Origin of the sequence: Janibacter zhangyanbonis (genome assembly GCF_050507325.1) — a bacterium.
GTDB lineage: Bacteria > Actinomycetota > Actinomycetes > Actinomycetales > Dermatophilaceae > Janibacter.
Genome location: NZ_CP191481.1, coordinates 1005888 through 1020148, shown reverse-complemented (window position 1 = coordinate 1020148; position 14261 = coordinate 1005888). Strand labels below are relative to the sequence as shown.

General features: G+C 72.4%; 14 protein-coding genes. 4 read left to right on the top strand and 10 right to left on the bottom strand.

The genetic code is table 11. The features are described from left to right. Positions 1-13 precede the first annotated feature (13 nt). From ACQBJO_RS05065 to tpx, 3 genes are read left to right on the top strand one after another with little or no spacing between them, the layout of a single operon-like run. Entirely contained in the window at positions 14-457 is a 444-nt protein-coding gene (locus tag ACQBJO_RS05065; RefSeq protein ID WP_255185673.1) for an HIT family protein, read from the top strand. After that, positions 454-1245 carry a hypothetical protein gene (locus ACQBJO_RS05060; protein ID WP_421006928.1) on the top strand — a complete coding sequence of 264 codons (792 nt, stop codon included), beginning with the start codon at positions 454-456 and terminating at the stop codon, positions 1243-1245. Before ACQBJO_RS05065 ends, ACQBJO_RS05060 begins: the two co-directional genes overlap by 4 nt. Positions 1246-1300: 55 nt before the next feature. Beyond that, positions 1301-1795 carry a thiol peroxidase gene (gene tpx, locus ACQBJO_RS05055; protein WP_255185671.1) on the top strand — a complete coding sequence of 165 codons (495 nt, stop codon included), beginning with the start codon at positions 1301-1303 and terminating at the stop codon, positions 1793-1795. 52 nt (positions 1796-1847) lie between these two features. On the opposite strand, the gene ACQBJO_RS05050 is transcribed toward tpx, so the two are convergent. The 4 genes from ACQBJO_RS05050 to ligA all read right to left on the bottom strand — a co-directional run bounded on the left by ACQBJO_RS05050 (position 1848) and on the right by ligA (position 7534). After that, on the bottom strand, positions 1848-2921 hold the full coding sequence (locus ACQBJO_RS05050; protein WP_421006929.1) for a class I SAM-dependent methyltransferase: 1074 nt from the start codon (positions 2919-2921) through the stop codon (positions 1848-1850). Beyond that, positions 2921-4723: a DEAD/DEAH box helicase gene (locus ACQBJO_RS05045; RefSeq protein ID WP_421006930.1), complete on the bottom strand. Its 1803-nt coding sequence runs from the start codon at positions 4721-4723 to the stop codon at positions 2921-2923. Before ACQBJO_RS05045 ends, ACQBJO_RS05050 begins: the two co-directional genes overlap by 1 nt. Before the next feature lie 130 nt (positions 4724-4853). After that, positions 4854-5327, bottom strand: coding sequence for a DinB family protein (locus ACQBJO_RS05040; protein WP_421006931.1), 474 nt, complete (start codon positions 5325-5327; stop codon positions 4854-4856). Beyond that, positions 5324-7534 carry an NAD-dependent DNA ligase LigA gene (gene ligA, locus ACQBJO_RS05035; protein ID WP_421006932.1) on the bottom strand — a complete coding sequence of 737 codons (2211 nt, stop codon included), beginning with the start codon at positions 7532-7534 and terminating at the stop codon, positions 5324-5326. The genes ACQBJO_RS05040 and ligA overlap by 4 nt, the downstream gene beginning before the upstream one ends. A gap of 94 nt (positions 7535-7628) precedes the next feature. Between ligA and ACQBJO_RS05030 the strand changes: the two genes are divergently transcribed. After that, positions 7629-9128 (top strand): long-chain-fatty-acid--CoA ligase, encoded by a 1500-nt coding sequence (locus ACQBJO_RS05030; RefSeq protein ID WP_421006933.1) that lies wholly within the window; start codon positions 7629-7631, stop codon positions 9126-9128. Positions 9129-9258: 130 nt separating this feature from the next. On the opposite strand, the gene ACQBJO_RS05025 is transcribed toward ACQBJO_RS05030, so the two are convergent. Genes ACQBJO_RS05025 through ACQBJO_RS05000 form a run of 6 tightly spaced genes read right to left on the bottom strand, consistent with a single transcriptional unit; the run spans position 9259 to position 14186 of the window. Next, entirely contained in the window at positions 9259-10242 is a 984-nt protein-coding gene (locus ACQBJO_RS05025) for a methionine synthase (RefSeq protein WP_421006934.1), read from the bottom strand. Further along, on the bottom strand, positions 10239-11363 hold the full coding sequence (gene mnmA / locus ACQBJO_RS05020) for a tRNA 2-thiouridine(34) synthase MnmA (protein ID WP_421007267.1): 1125 nt from the start codon (positions 11361-11363) through the stop codon (positions 10239-10241). Before mnmA ends, ACQBJO_RS05025 begins: the two co-directional genes overlap by 4 nt. Then, positions 11363-12547 carry a cysteine desulfurase family protein gene (locus tag ACQBJO_RS05015; protein ID WP_255185664.1) on the bottom strand — a complete coding sequence of 395 codons (1185 nt, stop codon included), beginning with the start codon at positions 12545-12547 and terminating at the stop codon, positions 11363-11365. The genes mnmA and ACQBJO_RS05015 overlap by 1 nt, the downstream gene beginning before the upstream one ends. Positions 12548-12578: 31 nt before the next feature. Further along, positions 12579-12905 carry a type II toxin-antitoxin system PemK/MazF family toxin gene (locus ACQBJO_RS05010; protein WP_421006935.1) on the bottom strand — a complete coding sequence of 109 codons (327 nt, stop codon included), beginning with the start codon at positions 12903-12905 and terminating at the stop codon, positions 12579-12581. A gap of 2 nt (positions 12906-12907) precedes the next feature. Then, on the bottom strand, positions 12908-13147 hold the full coding sequence (locus ACQBJO_RS05005) for an antitoxin MazE5 (RefSeq protein ID WP_421006936.1): 240 nt from the start codon (positions 13145-13147) through the stop codon (positions 12908-12910). A 34-nt stretch (positions 13148-13181) separates the two neighbouring features. Then, positions 13182-14186 carry an ABC transporter permease gene (locus ACQBJO_RS05000; RefSeq protein ID WP_421006937.1) on the bottom strand — a complete coding sequence of 335 codons (1005 nt, stop codon included), beginning with the start codon at positions 14184-14186 and terminating at the stop codon, positions 13182-13184. Positions 14187-14261 lie beyond the last annotated feature (75 nt).

The window sequence follows — 14261 nt, the reverse complement described above, 5'->3', positions numbered from 1 at the left end:
TAGGGTGGGCGGCATGGCGACTCTCTTCACGAAGATCATCGAGGGTGAGATTCCCGGACGGTTCGTGTGGTCCGACGAGACCTGCGTGGCCTTCCTGACGATCGAGCCGCTGACCGACGGCCACGCGATGATCGTGCCGCGCGCCGAGATCGAGCAGTGGACCGACGCGGACGAGCAGACCTGGGCGCACCTGCAGCGCGTGGCCGGCATCGTCGGTCGGGCCCAGCAAGCCGAGTGGGAGGCGCCGCGGGTCGGCATGCTCCTCGAGGGCTTCCTGGTGCCGCACCTGCACATCCACACCTGGCCGGCCTTCTCCCCCGAAGACTTCGACCCGCACGCCCCGATGCGCGACGTCAGCGACGAGCGCTTCGAGGCCGCCGCCGAGCGGCTGCGCGCGCGCCTGCGGGCCGACGGCCACGGCGAGCACGTCCCCGGCCCGGGGGCACTGCCCGCATGACGTCCCGCCTGAGCAAGCTGCTCACCTTCCTCGCCGCGATCGCCGCCTTCGGCTTCGCGGGGGTCGGTGGGGTGTGGCTCCTCCTCTCCTCCGGCGACGTCTGGCCCGCGCTCTTCTGGGGCGTCCTCTGGGGCACCGTCGTCACCGTCACCCTCGTCGCCTTCATCGGCTTCCTCCGCGAGACCAACCCCGACGGGATCGCCGGCGACCACGTCGTCGTGGCGCCGCCGACCACACCCCTGCCCCCGGCGACCGACAAGAGCGCCCCGTGGCCCTACGAGTGGCTGGCACCGGCGCTCGCCACGGCCTTCGAGGGCACGCCCTACGTCGTGCGCTCCAACGGCCACTCCGTGCTCGTGCACGCCGATCTGGCCGACGCGCGCTGGCAGCACCTGGCGACCCGGCGCCACCTCGAGCACGCCTTCGTCGCCCGCTTCACCCCCACGGACAAGCCCGGGGTCGTCAAGCGCACCGACGAGTCGCGGCAGGTCGAGTCGCACGCCGGGGCCACCGGCCTCGGCGCCCAGATCGAGGTCCGCTCCGGCCGCGAGTTCAGCCGCACCAGGCGGGTGGAGTACGGCCTCGGGCTCGACGGCTTCAAGAAGCAGGTCGACTACGACTTCTCCACCGCCGAGATCAACGTGCCGGTCAAGGAGATCATGCGGCGCGCCGGCTGGCGCGAGGCGCTCGACTCCGAGACGAAGGGGGCGCTCGTCATGGGCGCGATGGGCCTGTCCGCGCTCCTGCTCGTCCCCCTCGCCCTGGGCATCAAGGCCCTCGTCGGCTGACCGCTCCGCAGACCGCATGTGGCCACGACCCCCTTCGGGGTGTAGGCATGGGGGCATGGCTACCACCGCATTCAAGGGCAACCCCGTCACCACCGTCGGCGAGCTGCCGGCCCCCGGCGCCGATGCGCCGTCCTTCGACCTCGTCGGCGACGGTCTGTCCGCGCTGACCACCGCCGACGTGCCCGGCCGCGTCGTCCTCAACATCTTCCCCAGCATCGACACCGGCGTCTGCGCCGCGAGCGTGCGCAAGTTCAACGAGCTCGCCGCGAGCCTCGACAACACGACGGTCGTCAACGTCAGCAAGGACCTCCCCTTCGCCCAGGCCCGCTTCTGCGGCGCGGAGGGCATCGACAAGGTCAAGGTCGGCTCCGCCTTCCGCTCCTCCTTCGGCGAGGACTTCGGCGTGACCATGGCCGACGGCCCGATGGCTGGCCTGCTCGCCCGCTCGGTCGTCGTCGTCGACGCCGACGGCAAGGTCCTGCACACCGAGCTCGTTCCCGAGATCACCCAGGAGCCGGACTACGACGCCGCGGTCAAGGCCCTCGGCTGACCCGACTCCACGAGAGCGAAGGGGGGTGCACCGGTCGGTGCGCCCCCCTTCGTCATGCCCGCACGGTGCGGGTGACGAGATAGCTGCGGTCGCGGGCGAGGATCTCCGTCGGCCCCACCTCGCGCAGCCGCGGCAGGTAGGGCAGGTGCGAGTTGTAGACGAGGACGAGCTCGCCGCCGGGCCGCAGCACCCGCTTCGCGTCGGCGATCATCGCCAGCGTCGGGGTCGAGTCCTTCGCGGTGCCGACGTGGAAGGGGGGATTGCTCACGATCGTGGCGACGGACGCGTCGGCCAGGTCCGTGAGCCCGTCACCTCGGCGGACGTCGGCTGCCCCTGCGGTCGTCAGCTGCGCAGACGCGACCGCGGCCGCGGAGACGTCGATCGCGACGACGTCGTCGAAGCGCCGGGCGAGCACGGACGCGAGCACCCCTGTGCCGCAACCCAGGTCGACGACGGTGCCGTCGGTGCCGGAGAGCCGGTCGAGCTGACCGAGGAGCAGCCGGGTGCCCGCGTCGATGCGTGTGCCGGCGAAGGCTGCCCCGTGCGCGTGGATCGTCAGGTCGAGGTCGGCGTGGTGTCGCTGCCTCGGCCAGACCTGCTCGACGGTCCGCGGGCCAGCGGCGTGCAGGACACGTGACTTCTGCCGGCCGAGGCTGGCGTGCACCTGCTCGAAGCTCGCGCCGAGCACCTCGTTCATCGACGGCGTCATGTGCTTGACCCGACCACCGGCGACGACGCGCACGTCGTCCGTGCCGAGCAACGCTGCGGTGCGGGCGATCTCGTCGAGGGCGTCGAGCGACTTCGGCAGCCGCAGCACGACGAGCGCGGCGCCGGTGAGGGCCTCGGCGAGGTCCGGCACGACCTCGCCCCCGCCCGATGCACCGGCGAGCGCCTGCGCCACCTGCCGCTCGGCGACGAGCGAGTCGCTGTGCGCGACGACCTGCTCCCCTGCACCCGCCCAACCCTGCAAGACCCTAGGGTCCTGCAGAGTTGACGCCCCGGCCCGCTCGACGAGCGCCCGGGCGAGAGCCCCGGTCTCGTCGCCGAGCACGACGACCCGCCCGGAGGGGACCTCACCCAGCTCGTCGAGGAGCAGCCGGTCCACCGGGTCGAGCTCGGCGACCATCAGTCGCGTCGGCCCTTGCGGTGCGGCTTCTTGTCGAAGGACTTCTTGCCGTAGGGCGGCTTGTCACGGCGCGGCCCGCCGCGACCGCCACCGCGCTCCTGCCACTCGCGCAGCTCGATGAGCTGCCCCGAGATCCGCGTGCTGCGCAACCGCTCGACCGTGCCCTCGGGCAGCGTCGCCGGCAGCTCGACGATCGAGTGGTCACCCCGGATGTCGATGTGGCCGAAGTCCTCGCGACGCAGACCCCCTTCGTTGGCCAGGGCACCGACGATCTGCCGCGGCTCGACCTTGTGCCGGCGGCCGACGGCGATCCGGTAGGACCCCATGGGGCCCGAGGAGCCGCGCGGACCACGGTCACCGCGGCGCCCCCCTTCGCCCTCACGGTCACGTCGGGGAGCACGGTCGTCGCGCTCGCGACGGGGCGGGCGCACCGGGTCGGGGTCGAGGAGCATCGGCTCGTCGCCCTGCAGGACGATCGCCAGCGCGGCCGCGACATCGCCCTCGGGCACGTCGTGCTCACGCACGTAGTGGCCGACGACGTCGCGGAAGGTCGCCAGGTCGGGCGAGGAGAGGGCCGCGGTGATCCGGTCGTCGAGCTTGCCCAGCCGACTGGCGTTGATGTCCTCGACGCTCGGCATCGACATCTCGGTCAGCGTCGTGCGCGTGGCCTTCTCGATCGCCTTGAGCAGGTGCCGCTCGCGGGGGGTGACGAAGGAGATCGCGTCGCCGGAGCGGCCGGCGCGACCGGTGCGGCCGATGCGGTGGACGTAGGACTCGGTGTCCGTGGGGATGTCGTAGTTGACGACGTGGCTGATCCGCTCGACGTCGAGACCGCGGGCGGCGACGTCGGTCGCGACGAGGATGTCGAGCTTGCCCGACTTGAGCTGGCTGACCGTCCGCTCGCGCTGCGCCTGCGCGACGTCGCCGTTGATCGCGGCGGCGGAGAAGCCCCGCGCCCGCAGCCGCTCCGCGAGCATCTCGGTCTCGTTCTTCGTGCGGACGAAGACGATCATCGCCTCGAAGTTCTCCACCTCGAGGATGCGGGTGAGCGCCTCGACCTTCTGCGGGTAGGAGACGAAAAGGTGGCGCTGGGTGATGTTGGGCGCCGTCGTCGTCTTGCGCTCGACGGTGATCTCGAGGGCGTCGGTGAGGTACTTCTTCGAGATCCGGCGGATCTGCGCGGGCATCGTCGCGCTGAAGAGGGCGACGTGCTTGTCCTCGGGCGTCGCGGACAGGATCGTCTCGACGTCCTCGGCGAAGCCCATCTTGAGCATCTCGTCGGCCTCGTCGAGCACGAGGAAGCGCAGCTGCGACAGATCGAGCGTGCCCTTGTCGAGGTGGTCCATGATCCGCCCCGGCGTGCCGACGACGATGTGCACGCCGCGCCGCAGGGCGCTCAGCTGCACGCCGTAGCCCTGGCCGCCGTAGACCGGGAGCACGCGCACGCCGGGCATGCGGGCCGAGTACTTCTCGATCGCCTCGCAGACCTGCAGCGCGAGCTCGCGGGTCGGCGCGAGGATGAGCGCCTGCGGCGCCTTCTGCTTGGGGTCGAGGCGGCTGAGGACCGGCAGCGCGAAGGCCGCCGTCTTGCCGGTGCCGGTCTGTGCGAGGCCCACGACGTGGCGTCCCTCGAGCAGCGCCGGGATCGTCGCGGCCTGGATCGGAGATGGCCGCTCGTAGCCGATGTCCCGCAGGGACCGCACGACCCGATCGTCGAGGCCGAGGTCGGCGAAGGTGGGCCCCTCCGGCTCGGTCGTCTCGGTCGTCTCGGGCGCGTCAGGGGTCGTGCTCTCGGTGCTCACCCCCCGACCGTAGTGAGGTCGGGCCCCTGTGCGCCAACGGCGGGGTTGGCGAAGGGGGCCCATCCCCTTTCGTCGTCCGGCTCCAACCCTGCACGACCCTAGGGTTTTGCAGGGTGACCCGCTCCCGGGTTCAGCGGCCGAGCACGAGGTCGACGGTCAGGTCGACGTGGCCGAGGTGCTGGTAGAGCTCCTCGATGACGTGCAGGACGACGAAGCCCTGCGTCGTCGGCTCGGGGTCGCCCTCCTCCCAGCCGTCGGGGCCCCGCGGCGCCGCGCCGGCGTCGTAGTCGGCGAGGTCCTCGACCCAGCGCCGCCGCTGCGCGGCGACGAGCGCCTCGAGCTGGTCGATGCTGCCCGTCGCGGTGAACTCCGCAGCCCGGTCGCGATGGATCTCGCGACCGGCGATCGTCTCGCCGCCCCAGCGCTCCATGACACCGCAGCAGTGGACGACGAGCGCGTAGACGCTGTTGGCCCCCTCGACGTCGGGCCGCCGGCAGAGCAGCTCGTCTCCCCCGGCGTCGGCGAGCTCGTCGGCCCGGGCGAGCAGCTTGGCCAGGGCGGTGTCGACGTACCACTGGGCGGTGGCCCGGTCGATGCCGCTCATCCGTCGGCGCCACCCGTGTCACCGGCGCGGTCGCCCCCTTCGCCATCACCGTCGGCGAAACGCGCCACGGCACCCGTCTCGAGCAGCTCGGTGAACTCGTCCTCGGTGAGGATCGGACGGCCGAGCTCGCGGGCCTTGGCCTCCTTGGTGCCGGCGTTGTCGCCGACGACGACCCAGTCGGTCTTCTTGCTCACCGAGCCCGAGGCCTTGCCGCCGCGCTCGAGGATCGCCTCCTTGGCGGAGTCGCGGGAGTAGCGCTCGAGCGAACCGGTGACGACGACGGTGACACCCTCGAGGGTCTGCCGGATCGACTCGTCGCGCTCGTCCTCCATGCGCACACCGTCGGCCGCCCACTGGTCGACGATGCCGCGGTGCCAGTCATTGCCCTCGCCGTCGAACCACTCACGCACCGAGGCCGCGATCGTCGGCCCGACGCCCTCGACGTCGGCCAGGGCCTCCTCGTCGGCTTCGCGGATCGCGGCCATCGAGCCGAAGTGCTGCGCCAGCGCCCGGGCCGCGGTCGGCCCGACGTGCCGGATCGACAGCGCGACGAGCACCCGCCACAGCGGCTGCTGCTTGGCCTGCTGGAGGTTGTCGACGAGCTTGGCGCCGTTGGCCGAGAGGACCCGACCGTCGTGGACGGCCTCCTCCGGGTCGGTCTTCTTGGCGGCCCGCGTGAAGAGCGGGACCCGCGCGACGTCCTGCGCCGTGAGGCCGAAGAGGCCTCCCTCGTCGGTGAGCACGCCCGAGTCGAGCAGCCCGACGGCGCCCTCCCAACCGAGCGCCTCGATGTCGAAGGCCCCACGCCCGGCGAGCGAGGAGAGCCGCTCGCGCAGCTGGCTCGGGCAGGTGCGCGAGTTGGGGCAGCGGATGTCCTTGTCGCCCTCCTTCTGCGGGGCGAGCTTCGTCCCGCAGGCCGGGCAGTGCGTCGGCATGACGAACTCCCGCTCGGTGCCGTCGCGCAGCTCGACGACCGGACCGAGGATCTCGGGGATGACGTCGCCCGCCTTGCGCAGCACGACGGTGTCGCCGATGAGCACGCCCTTGCGCTTCACCTCGTGGCCGTTGTGCAGGGTCGCCATCGAGACGGTCGAGCCGGCGACGGTCACCGGCTCCATGACGCCGAAGGGGGTGACCCGCCCCGTCCGCCCGACGTTGACCTGGATGTCGAGCAGGGTCGTGTTGACCTCCTCGGGCGGGTACTTCCACGCGATGGCCCAGCGCGGCGCCCGCGAGGTCGACCCGAGCCGGCGCTGCACGGCGATCTCGTCGACCTTGACGACCACGCCGTCGATCTCGTGGTCGTAGTCGTGGCGCTGCCGCTCGACGTCGGCGATGAAGTCGCGCACCTGGGTGATCGAGTCGAGCACGCGGTAGTGCGCCGAGGTCGGCAGCCCCCACGCGGCCATGAGCTCGTAGGCGTGGCTCTGGCTGTCGATGTCGAAGCCCTCGCGGCGCCCCATGCCGTGCACGAGCATGTGGAGCGAGCGGCGGGCCGTGACTCGGGGGTCCTTCTGCCGCAACGATCCCGCGGCGGAGTTGCGCGGGTTGGCGAAGGGGGCCTTGCCGGCCTCGACGAGGCCGGCGTTGAGCTCGGCGAAGTCCTCGAGCCGGAAGAAGACCTCCCCGCGGATCTCGACGAGGTCGGGCACGGGGTGCACGCTGTCGTCGAGCTGGGTCGGGATGCCCTCGATGGTGCGCACGTTGAGCGTGACGTCCTCGCCAGTGCGCCCGTCGCCGCGGGTCAGGGCCCGGGTGAGCTTGCCGCCCTCGTAGAGCAGGTTGATCGCGACGCCGTCGATCTTGAGCTCGCAGAGGTAGTGGAAGCCGCTCACCTCGGCCTCGACGCGCTGCGCCCACGCGAGCAGGTCGTCGCCCTCGAAGGCGTTGTCGAGGCTGAGCATGCGCTCGAGGTGGTCGACCGCGGTGAAGTCGGTGGAGAAGATCGCCCCGCCCACCTGCTGCGTCGGCGACTCCGGCGTGCGAAGGGAGGGGTGCGCCTCCTCGATCTCCTGCAGCCGTCGGATGAGCCGGTCGTACTCGGCATCGCTGATCGTCGGGGCGTCCCTGACGTGGTAGGCGAACTGCGCGGCCGTCGCCTGCTCGGCGAGGTCGGTCCACTCCTGACGCAGCTCGTCGGGCACGTCGGCGGGGGTCTCCGGCTGCGCGTGCGCTGCGGACTCGTCCGTCTCGGGGATCTCGCTCACCGGACCATCCTGCCGCACACCCCCGACACCTCTTCCCTCCACGCGGGAGACCGTGTTGGATGGGTCCACCCGAACCAGCATTCAGGAGTCGACGATGACGAATCTGGCGAGCAACCTCGTCACCACAGCCCAGGCCCACCCGGACAAGGTGGCGATCAAGCTCGACGATGCCGAGCTGACGTGGTCACAGCTGCACGGCCTCGCGGCCAAGGCGGCCGGCTCCCTTCGTGCTGCCGGCCTCGAGCCCGGCGACCGGGTCTCGCTGATCCTGCCCAACATCCCGGCCTTCCCCGTGCTCTTCTACGGCACCCTCCTCGCCGGTGGCGTCGTCGTGCCGATGAACCCCCTGCTCAAGGCCAACGAGATCGAGTACTTCTACACCGACTCCGGCGCGAAGTTCTCCTTCGTCTGGGGCGACTTCGCCGCGGAGGCGCAGGCCGGCGCCGAGGGCACCGACACCCAGGTCATCGTCTCGGGCCCCGTCGGCCCGGCCGAGGACGCGCTGCCGGCCGGCGAGCCGATCGCCGTGCCCACCGAGCGCGCCGGCGACGACGACGCCGTCATCCTCTACACCTCCGGCACCACCGGCCGGCCGAAGGGGGCCCAGCTCACCCACGACAACCTGCGGCTCAACGCGCAGCGCTCCGCCGAGGACATCATCGGGATCCGGCCCGAGGACGTCATCATGGGCTGCCTGCCGCTCTTCCACGTCTTCGGCCTGACCTGCGGGCTCAACACCGCGGTGCTGCAGGGCGCGACCCTGACCCTCATCCCCCGCTTCGACCCCGGCAAGGCGCTCGAGGTCATCGCCCGCGACCAGGTGACGATCTTCGAGGGCGTGCCGACGATGTACGGCGCGATGCTCCACCACCCGTCGGTCGCCGACACCGACACCTCGAGCCTGCGCACCTGCGTCTCCGGTGGCTCGTCCCTGCCCGGCGAGACCCTGCGCGAGTTCGAGGAGACCTTCAAGGTCAGCCTCCTCGAGGGCTACGGCCTCTCCGAGACCTCGCCGGTCGCGTCCTTCAACATGCTCGACCAGCCGACCAAGCCCGGCACGATCGGCCGCGCGATCCCCGGCTGCGAGATGAAGCTCATCGGCGAGGACGGCCAGGCGGTCGGTCCCGGCGAGGGCGTCGGCGAGATCGCGATCCGCGGCGACAACGTCATGAAGGGCTACTGGAACAAGCCGGAGGCGACCGAGGCCGCGATCCCGGACGGCTGGTTCCGCACCGGCGACATCGCGAGCGTCGACGAGGACGGCTACTACACGATCGTCGACCGCAAGAAGGACCTCATCATCCGCGGCGGCATGAACATCTACCCGCGCGAGGTCGAGGAGGTGCTCTACACCCACCCCGACGTCCTCGAGTGCGCGGTCGTCTCCGTGCCGCACCCCGAGCTCGGCGAGGACGTCGGCGCCGCCGTGTCGCTGCGCGAGGGCGCCTCGGGTGACCTCGAGGAGATCAAGCAGTACGTCAAGGACCGGGTCGCGGCCTACAAGTACCCGCGCACCGTCTGGGTCCTCGACGAGCTGCCCAAGGGCCCGACGGGCAAGATCCTCAAGCGGGAGATCCACGCCCCGACCGCCTGACGCCTCTGGCCCGCGAGCCTCTGGCCGGGAAATCCTGAGCTGGCCGGGAAAACCGGAGATGACCGTGCAATTGCGCGGTCATCTGCGGTTTTCCCGGCCATTCGCAGTTTTCCCGGCCGGGGCAGGTGGCTCAGCCGGCGGCGAGGTCGGTGAGGGCCGAGGCAAGATCCGTCGTGGTCCGCACCGCTGCCACGGCCACGGCGGACGAAGGGGAGGCCCCCGCCAGTCCGCACGCCGGTGTGACGACGACGTCCGCGAGCGCGGAGACCGGCAGGCCGATCCGCTGCCAGGCACCGACGAGCCGCTCCCGTGCCGTGCGCCAGTCGCCGCCGGTCGTCGGCACGGCGCCGGCCCACAGGGTCAGGCCCGCCTCGACGGCCTCGGCGGTCTGCTCCCAGCGGGCGCCGTCGAGCAGCGAGGTGTCGAGCGAGATGCCACGAGCACCGCTCTCCCGCACCAGCTGCACCGGCACCTCGCCGGCGCAGCAGTGCACAAGCGTCGTCCGCTCCCCGGCCGCGGCGAGCACCTCGCGCAGCCCGTCACGGACCTCCGAGCGGTCGACCGCGCGCAGCGTGCCGTAGCCCGAGGCGGTCGGGAGTCGCCCCTCGAGCACCGCCGGCAGCCCCGGCTCGTCGACCTGGACGATCACCTCGGCACCGGGCACGAGGCGCTCGATGTCGGCGATGTGCGCGCGCAGTCCCTCGGCGAGAGACCCGACGAGGTCGCGGCGCGCACCGTGGTCGGCGACCGCCCGCTCACCGCGCGGCAGCTCGATCGTCGCGCCGAGCGTCCACGGTCCGGTGACCTGGATCTTCAGCGGGCCGGTCCACCCGTCGTAGGCCTCGGCGAGCTCGTCGAGGTCCTCGCGCAGGAGGGCGCGGGCCCTCCCTTCGTCATGGCCGGGACGACCCGCGAAGCGCCACCCGTAGGGCTGGGTCTCGACGTGCAGCCCCTCGAGCAGCGCCGCGGCCCGGCCGACCATGTCGGCGCCGACGCCCCGCGCCGGCAGCTCGGGCAGGTGCGGGATGCCGTCGCCGAGCAGGTCGCGGACGGCGACGACGGCCTCGCGGGATCGCGTGCCGGGCCAGGACCCGACACCGGACGCCCGGGTCACGCGCTCGCCCTCGCGGCGCGCCCGGCGCGCCCGGCGCGCGCGATGGTGCCCGAGCCGACGACACGGGTGCCGTCGTAGAGGACGATCGACTGACCGGGGGCGGCACCGCGCACGGCCTCGTCGAGACGGACCACGAGACGAAGACCCCCTTCGGCAGCAGCATCGGTGACCACCTCGGCGGTCGCCGCGATCTCCTCGCCATGGGCCCGGATCTGCGCGCCGAGGCGGTGCCGCCCTGAGGCCGCCGGCCCGCACCAGCGCACGTGGTCGGCCTCGATCTCGTCGGTGCCGAGCAGGTCCGCGGTGCCGATGAAGACCCGGTTGGACGCGGCCTCGACCCGGGTGACGTAGCGCGGCTGGCCGTCGAGGTCTGAGCGGTCCAGGCCGAGCCCGCGCCGCTGACCGACGGTGAACCCGTAGGCCCCGCGGTGCTCGCCGACGACCTCGCCGGAGCCCTCGTCGACGATCTCGCCCGGCTGCTCGCCGAGCCGCTGGGTCAGCCAGCCCCGGGTGTCGCCGTCGGAGATGAAGCAGATGTCGTGGCTGTCGGGCTTCTTGGCCACGGCGAAGCCGCGCGCGGCGGCCTCTTCGCGGATCTGCGGCTTCGTCGTGTCGCCGAGGGGGAAGAAGGCGCGCGCCAGCTGCTCCTCGTCGAGCACGCCGAGGACATAGGACTGGTCCTTGGCGGAGTCGACCGCACGGTGCAGCTCGCGACCGTGGGGACCGTCGACGATCTGCGCGTAGTGACCGGTCGCCACGGCGTCGAAGCCGAGGGCCAGCGCCTTGTCGAGGAGCGCGGAGAACTTGATCTTCTCGTTGCAGCGCAGGCAGGGGTTGGGCGTGCGGCCGGCCTCGTACTCGGCGACGAAGTCGTCGACGACGTCCCGGGCGAAGGGGGTCGCCATGTCCCAGACGTAGAAGGGGATGCCGAGTCGGTCGGCGACCCGTCGCGCGTCACCGGCGTCCTCGATGGTGCAGCAGCCGCGGGCGCCCTCGCGCAGCGTCTTGGCGTTCTTGGCCAGGGCGAGGTGGACCCCGACGACGTCGTGCCCGGCCTCGATCATCCGCGAGGCGGCGACTGCCGAGTCGACGCCCCCGCTCATCGCGGCGACGACGCGCATCACGCGGCCCCGCTGGCCCGTCGCGCGCGGGCGATGGCCTCGGGCAGGGCGGCGAGCACGGCGTCGACGTCGGCCTCGGTCGAGGTCCAGCCGAAGGACACGCGCAGGGAGCCGCGTGCCTCCTCCTCGGAGCGCCCCATCGCGAGCACGACGTGCGAGGGCTGCGGGATGCCGGCCTGGCAGGCCGAGCCGGTCGAGACGGCGATGCCCGCGGCGTCGAGCAGGTAGAGCATGGAGTCGCCCTCGCACCCGGGGATGGTGATGTGGGCATTGCCCGGCAGCCGGGTCGTCACGTCCCCGGGCTCCCAGCAGCCGGTGACCCGGATGCCGAGGTCGAGGGCCTGGGTGCCGGCGAGGAAGCGGTCGCGCAGCGCACCGACGCGCGCCGCCTCGGCCTCGCGCTGCTCCACGGCCTCGGTGAGGGCGACGGCGAAGCCCCGGATCGCCGGCACGTCGAGCGTGCCCGAGCGCACGCCGCGCTCCTGGCCGCCGCCGTGGCTCAGGGCGACGAGCCGCGCATCGCGCTTGGCGACGAGCGCCCCGATGCCGAGCGGCCCGCCGAACTTGTGCGCGCTGACGCTCATCAGGTCGACGCCGCTGCCGGCGAAGTCGACGGGCAGGTGGCCCGCCGCCTGGACCGCGTCGGTGTGGAAGGCCAGCCCGTGCTCGTGGGCGATCGCCGCCATCGTCGTGACGTCCTGGACCGTGCCGACCTCGTTGTTGGCCCACATGACCGAGACGAGACCGACGCTCGCGGGGTCCTCCTCGATCGCGGCGCGCACCGCGTCGGGCTGGACGGTGCCGCACTCCCCCGGCGCCACGAAGGTCGCCTGCGCGCCCTCGTGCTCCACCGCGTGGTCGACGACGTCGAGGACGGCGTGGTGCTCGACGCCGCTCACGACGACCCGATGGCGAAGGGGGTCCGCCGCACGGGCCGCACGGAGCGAGCCGGTGATGGCGAGGTTGTCGGCCTCGGTCCCGCCGGAGGTGAAGACGATCTCGCTCGGTCGGGCCCCGAGGGCGGTCGCGATGCGCTCGCGCGACTCCTCGACGACCCGGCGGGCGTCGCGCCCGGGGCCGTGGAGGCTGGAGGCATTGCCGGTGAGCCCGAGCTGCTCGACCATCGCCTCCCGGGCAGCGGGAGTCATCGGCGTGGTCGCCGCGTGGTCGAGGTAGGTGGTCATCGGATGAAGTCTACGAGTCAGGTCGCCGACGTCAGTCCGAGCAGCCGGTCGCCACCCCCAGCGCGGCGCACAGCCGACGCACCGCCTCGTCGCTCAGTCGCCCGAGCCGTCGCGTGAGGAGGGCCACCGGCAGGTCCGTGACGGCGTCCAGCTGTGCCGCGCAGAGACGGTCGACCGGTTCCTCGCCGGGCTCGAGGAGCACCTCGCTCGGCAGGTCGCGGACCACCGTGCTGCACGGCGCGACCAGGGTCCGGCGGCGACCCGTGATGGCCGCCCCCCGGCTGAGCACCACGACCGGCCTGGCCCCGGCATCCGCCAGGTCCGCCCACCACAGCTCACCTCGCGCGGGCAGTGCCACCCTCAGCGCCTCGCCGCCTCGTCGAGGAAGGACCCGAGGTCGCCCCAGTCGTCCGACAGGTCTGCAGGTGTCTCGCGGTAGGCCCTGCGGTAGGCCTCGTCGATCTCGGCCGCCCGGTGGGTGCGCAGCAGGGCCTGCAGGGAGGCCTCGACCAGCGACGCATCCGTCGCTGCCCCGTGCGCCGCGCGAGCCCGCTCGAGGAGGTCGGCGTCAACCGTCGTGCTCACCCTGACCTTGGCCATGCCACAAGTATGCCACGGTGATGGCACATCGGGTTCAGGCCGAGGCCAGCGCCTCCTCGCGCTCGGCCGTCGCGACGTGCGTGCCACGCCCCTGCCGCGCGACCCCGAGACCCGCGAGCGCGACGCCGAGGACGATCCACACGGCGAGGACGACGAGGTGCGAGATCGCGCCGCCCCCGTCGAAGAAGGCGACCGAGCGGACGAGCGAGCCGGCCGCACCGACGGGCAGCAGCTGCCCGACCTCGCCCCAGACCCCGGGCAACCACTGCGGGCCGTTGGCCAGGCCGGAGAGCGGGTTGGCGACGAAGAGCATCGTCACGGCACCGATGCCGATGCCGGGGGCGCCGACGAGCGCGCCGAGACCGAGCACGGTGGCCGAGATGGCGAGGATCCCCGCGGAGATCGACAGCGAGGTCAGCCAGTAGTCACCGTCGAGCGCACCGAAGCCGAGCTGGAGGATCGCGGTGGCGACGAAGCCCGCGAGCAAGGCGATGGCGGTCGCACCGACGAAGCGCATGAGGGTCGAGCCCCTGTAGACGAGCAGGAGCAGCGCGGCCGTGGCCATCCCGCCGAAGACGAGCGGCAGGCCGAGGGTCGAGACACCGACGGCCTGCGGGTCGTCGGTGGTCGTCGGGGCGAGCTCGACGTAGGTGACCTTCTGGCCGGACTCCTCGAGGCCGGCGCCGACGCCCTTGAGCACCTGGGTGTAGGCCGTGCCGGCACCCGTCGCGGTCTGGACGGTCACCCCCTTCGCCCCGACGGTGATGCCACCGATGGCCTCGCGGTCGGTGATGGCCTCGGCCCCCTCCTGCTCGGTGGCATAGGTCGTGACGTCGAAGGTGCCGGGCGCCTGCTTGTCCAGGGCGGCGGTGACCTTCGAGGTGGCCTGCTCGGGGCCGCTCACGGCGAGCGGCAGGTCCTTCGGGCCGGAGTTGAGCGCCGGTGCGGCGAAGGCGAGCAGCATGAGCGCGACCATGACCGTGATGCCGACGACGATCGCGACGAGCGTGCGGGGTGAGCTGGTGGTGCGGGTGGCCATGGCCGACTCCTTGGCTAGAAGCGGAGGATCAAACTCCATTTACAAATGGAGAGCATTCCTCCGCTATGGTGGTTG

Coding starts and splice junctions, on each gene's coding strand:
- ACQBJO_RS05050 (WP_421006929.1), bottom strand. CDS start 2,921: ATGGTCGCCGAGCTCGACCCGGTGGACCGGCTGCTCCTCGACGAGCTG.
- ACQBJO_RS05030 (WP_421006933.1), top strand. CDS start 7,629: ATGACGAATCTGGCGAGCAACCTCGTCACCACAGCCCAGGCCCACCCG.
- ACQBJO_RS05040 (WP_421006931.1), bottom strand. CDS start 5,327: ATGAGCGGCATCGACCGGGCCACCGCCCAGTGGTACGTCGACACCGCC.
- mnmA (WP_421007267.1), bottom strand. CDS start 11,363: ATGCGCGTCGTCGCCGCGATGAGCGGGGGCGTCGACTCGGCAGTCGCC.
- ACQBJO_RS05005 (WP_421006936.1), bottom strand. CDS start 13,147: ATGGCCAAGGTCAGGGTGAGCACGACGGTTGACGCCGACCTCCTCGAG.
- tpx (WP_255185671.1), top strand. CDS start 1,301: ATGGCTACCACCGCATTCAAGGGCAACCCCGTCACCACCGTCGGCGAG.
- ACQBJO_RS05065 (WP_255185673.1), top strand. CDS start 14: ATGGCGACTCTCTTCACGAAGATCATCGAGGGTGAGATTCCCGGACGG.
- ACQBJO_RS05015 (WP_255185664.1), bottom strand. CDS start 12,547: ATGACCACCTACCTCGACCACGCGGCGACCACGCCGATGACTCCCGCT.
- ACQBJO_RS05000 (WP_421006937.1), bottom strand. CDS start 14,186: ATGGCCACCCGCACCACCAGCTCACCCCGCACGCTCGTCGCGATCGTC.
- ACQBJO_RS05060 (WP_421006928.1), top strand. CDS start 454: ATGACGTCCCGCCTGAGCAAGCTGCTCACCTTCCTCGCCGCGATCGCC.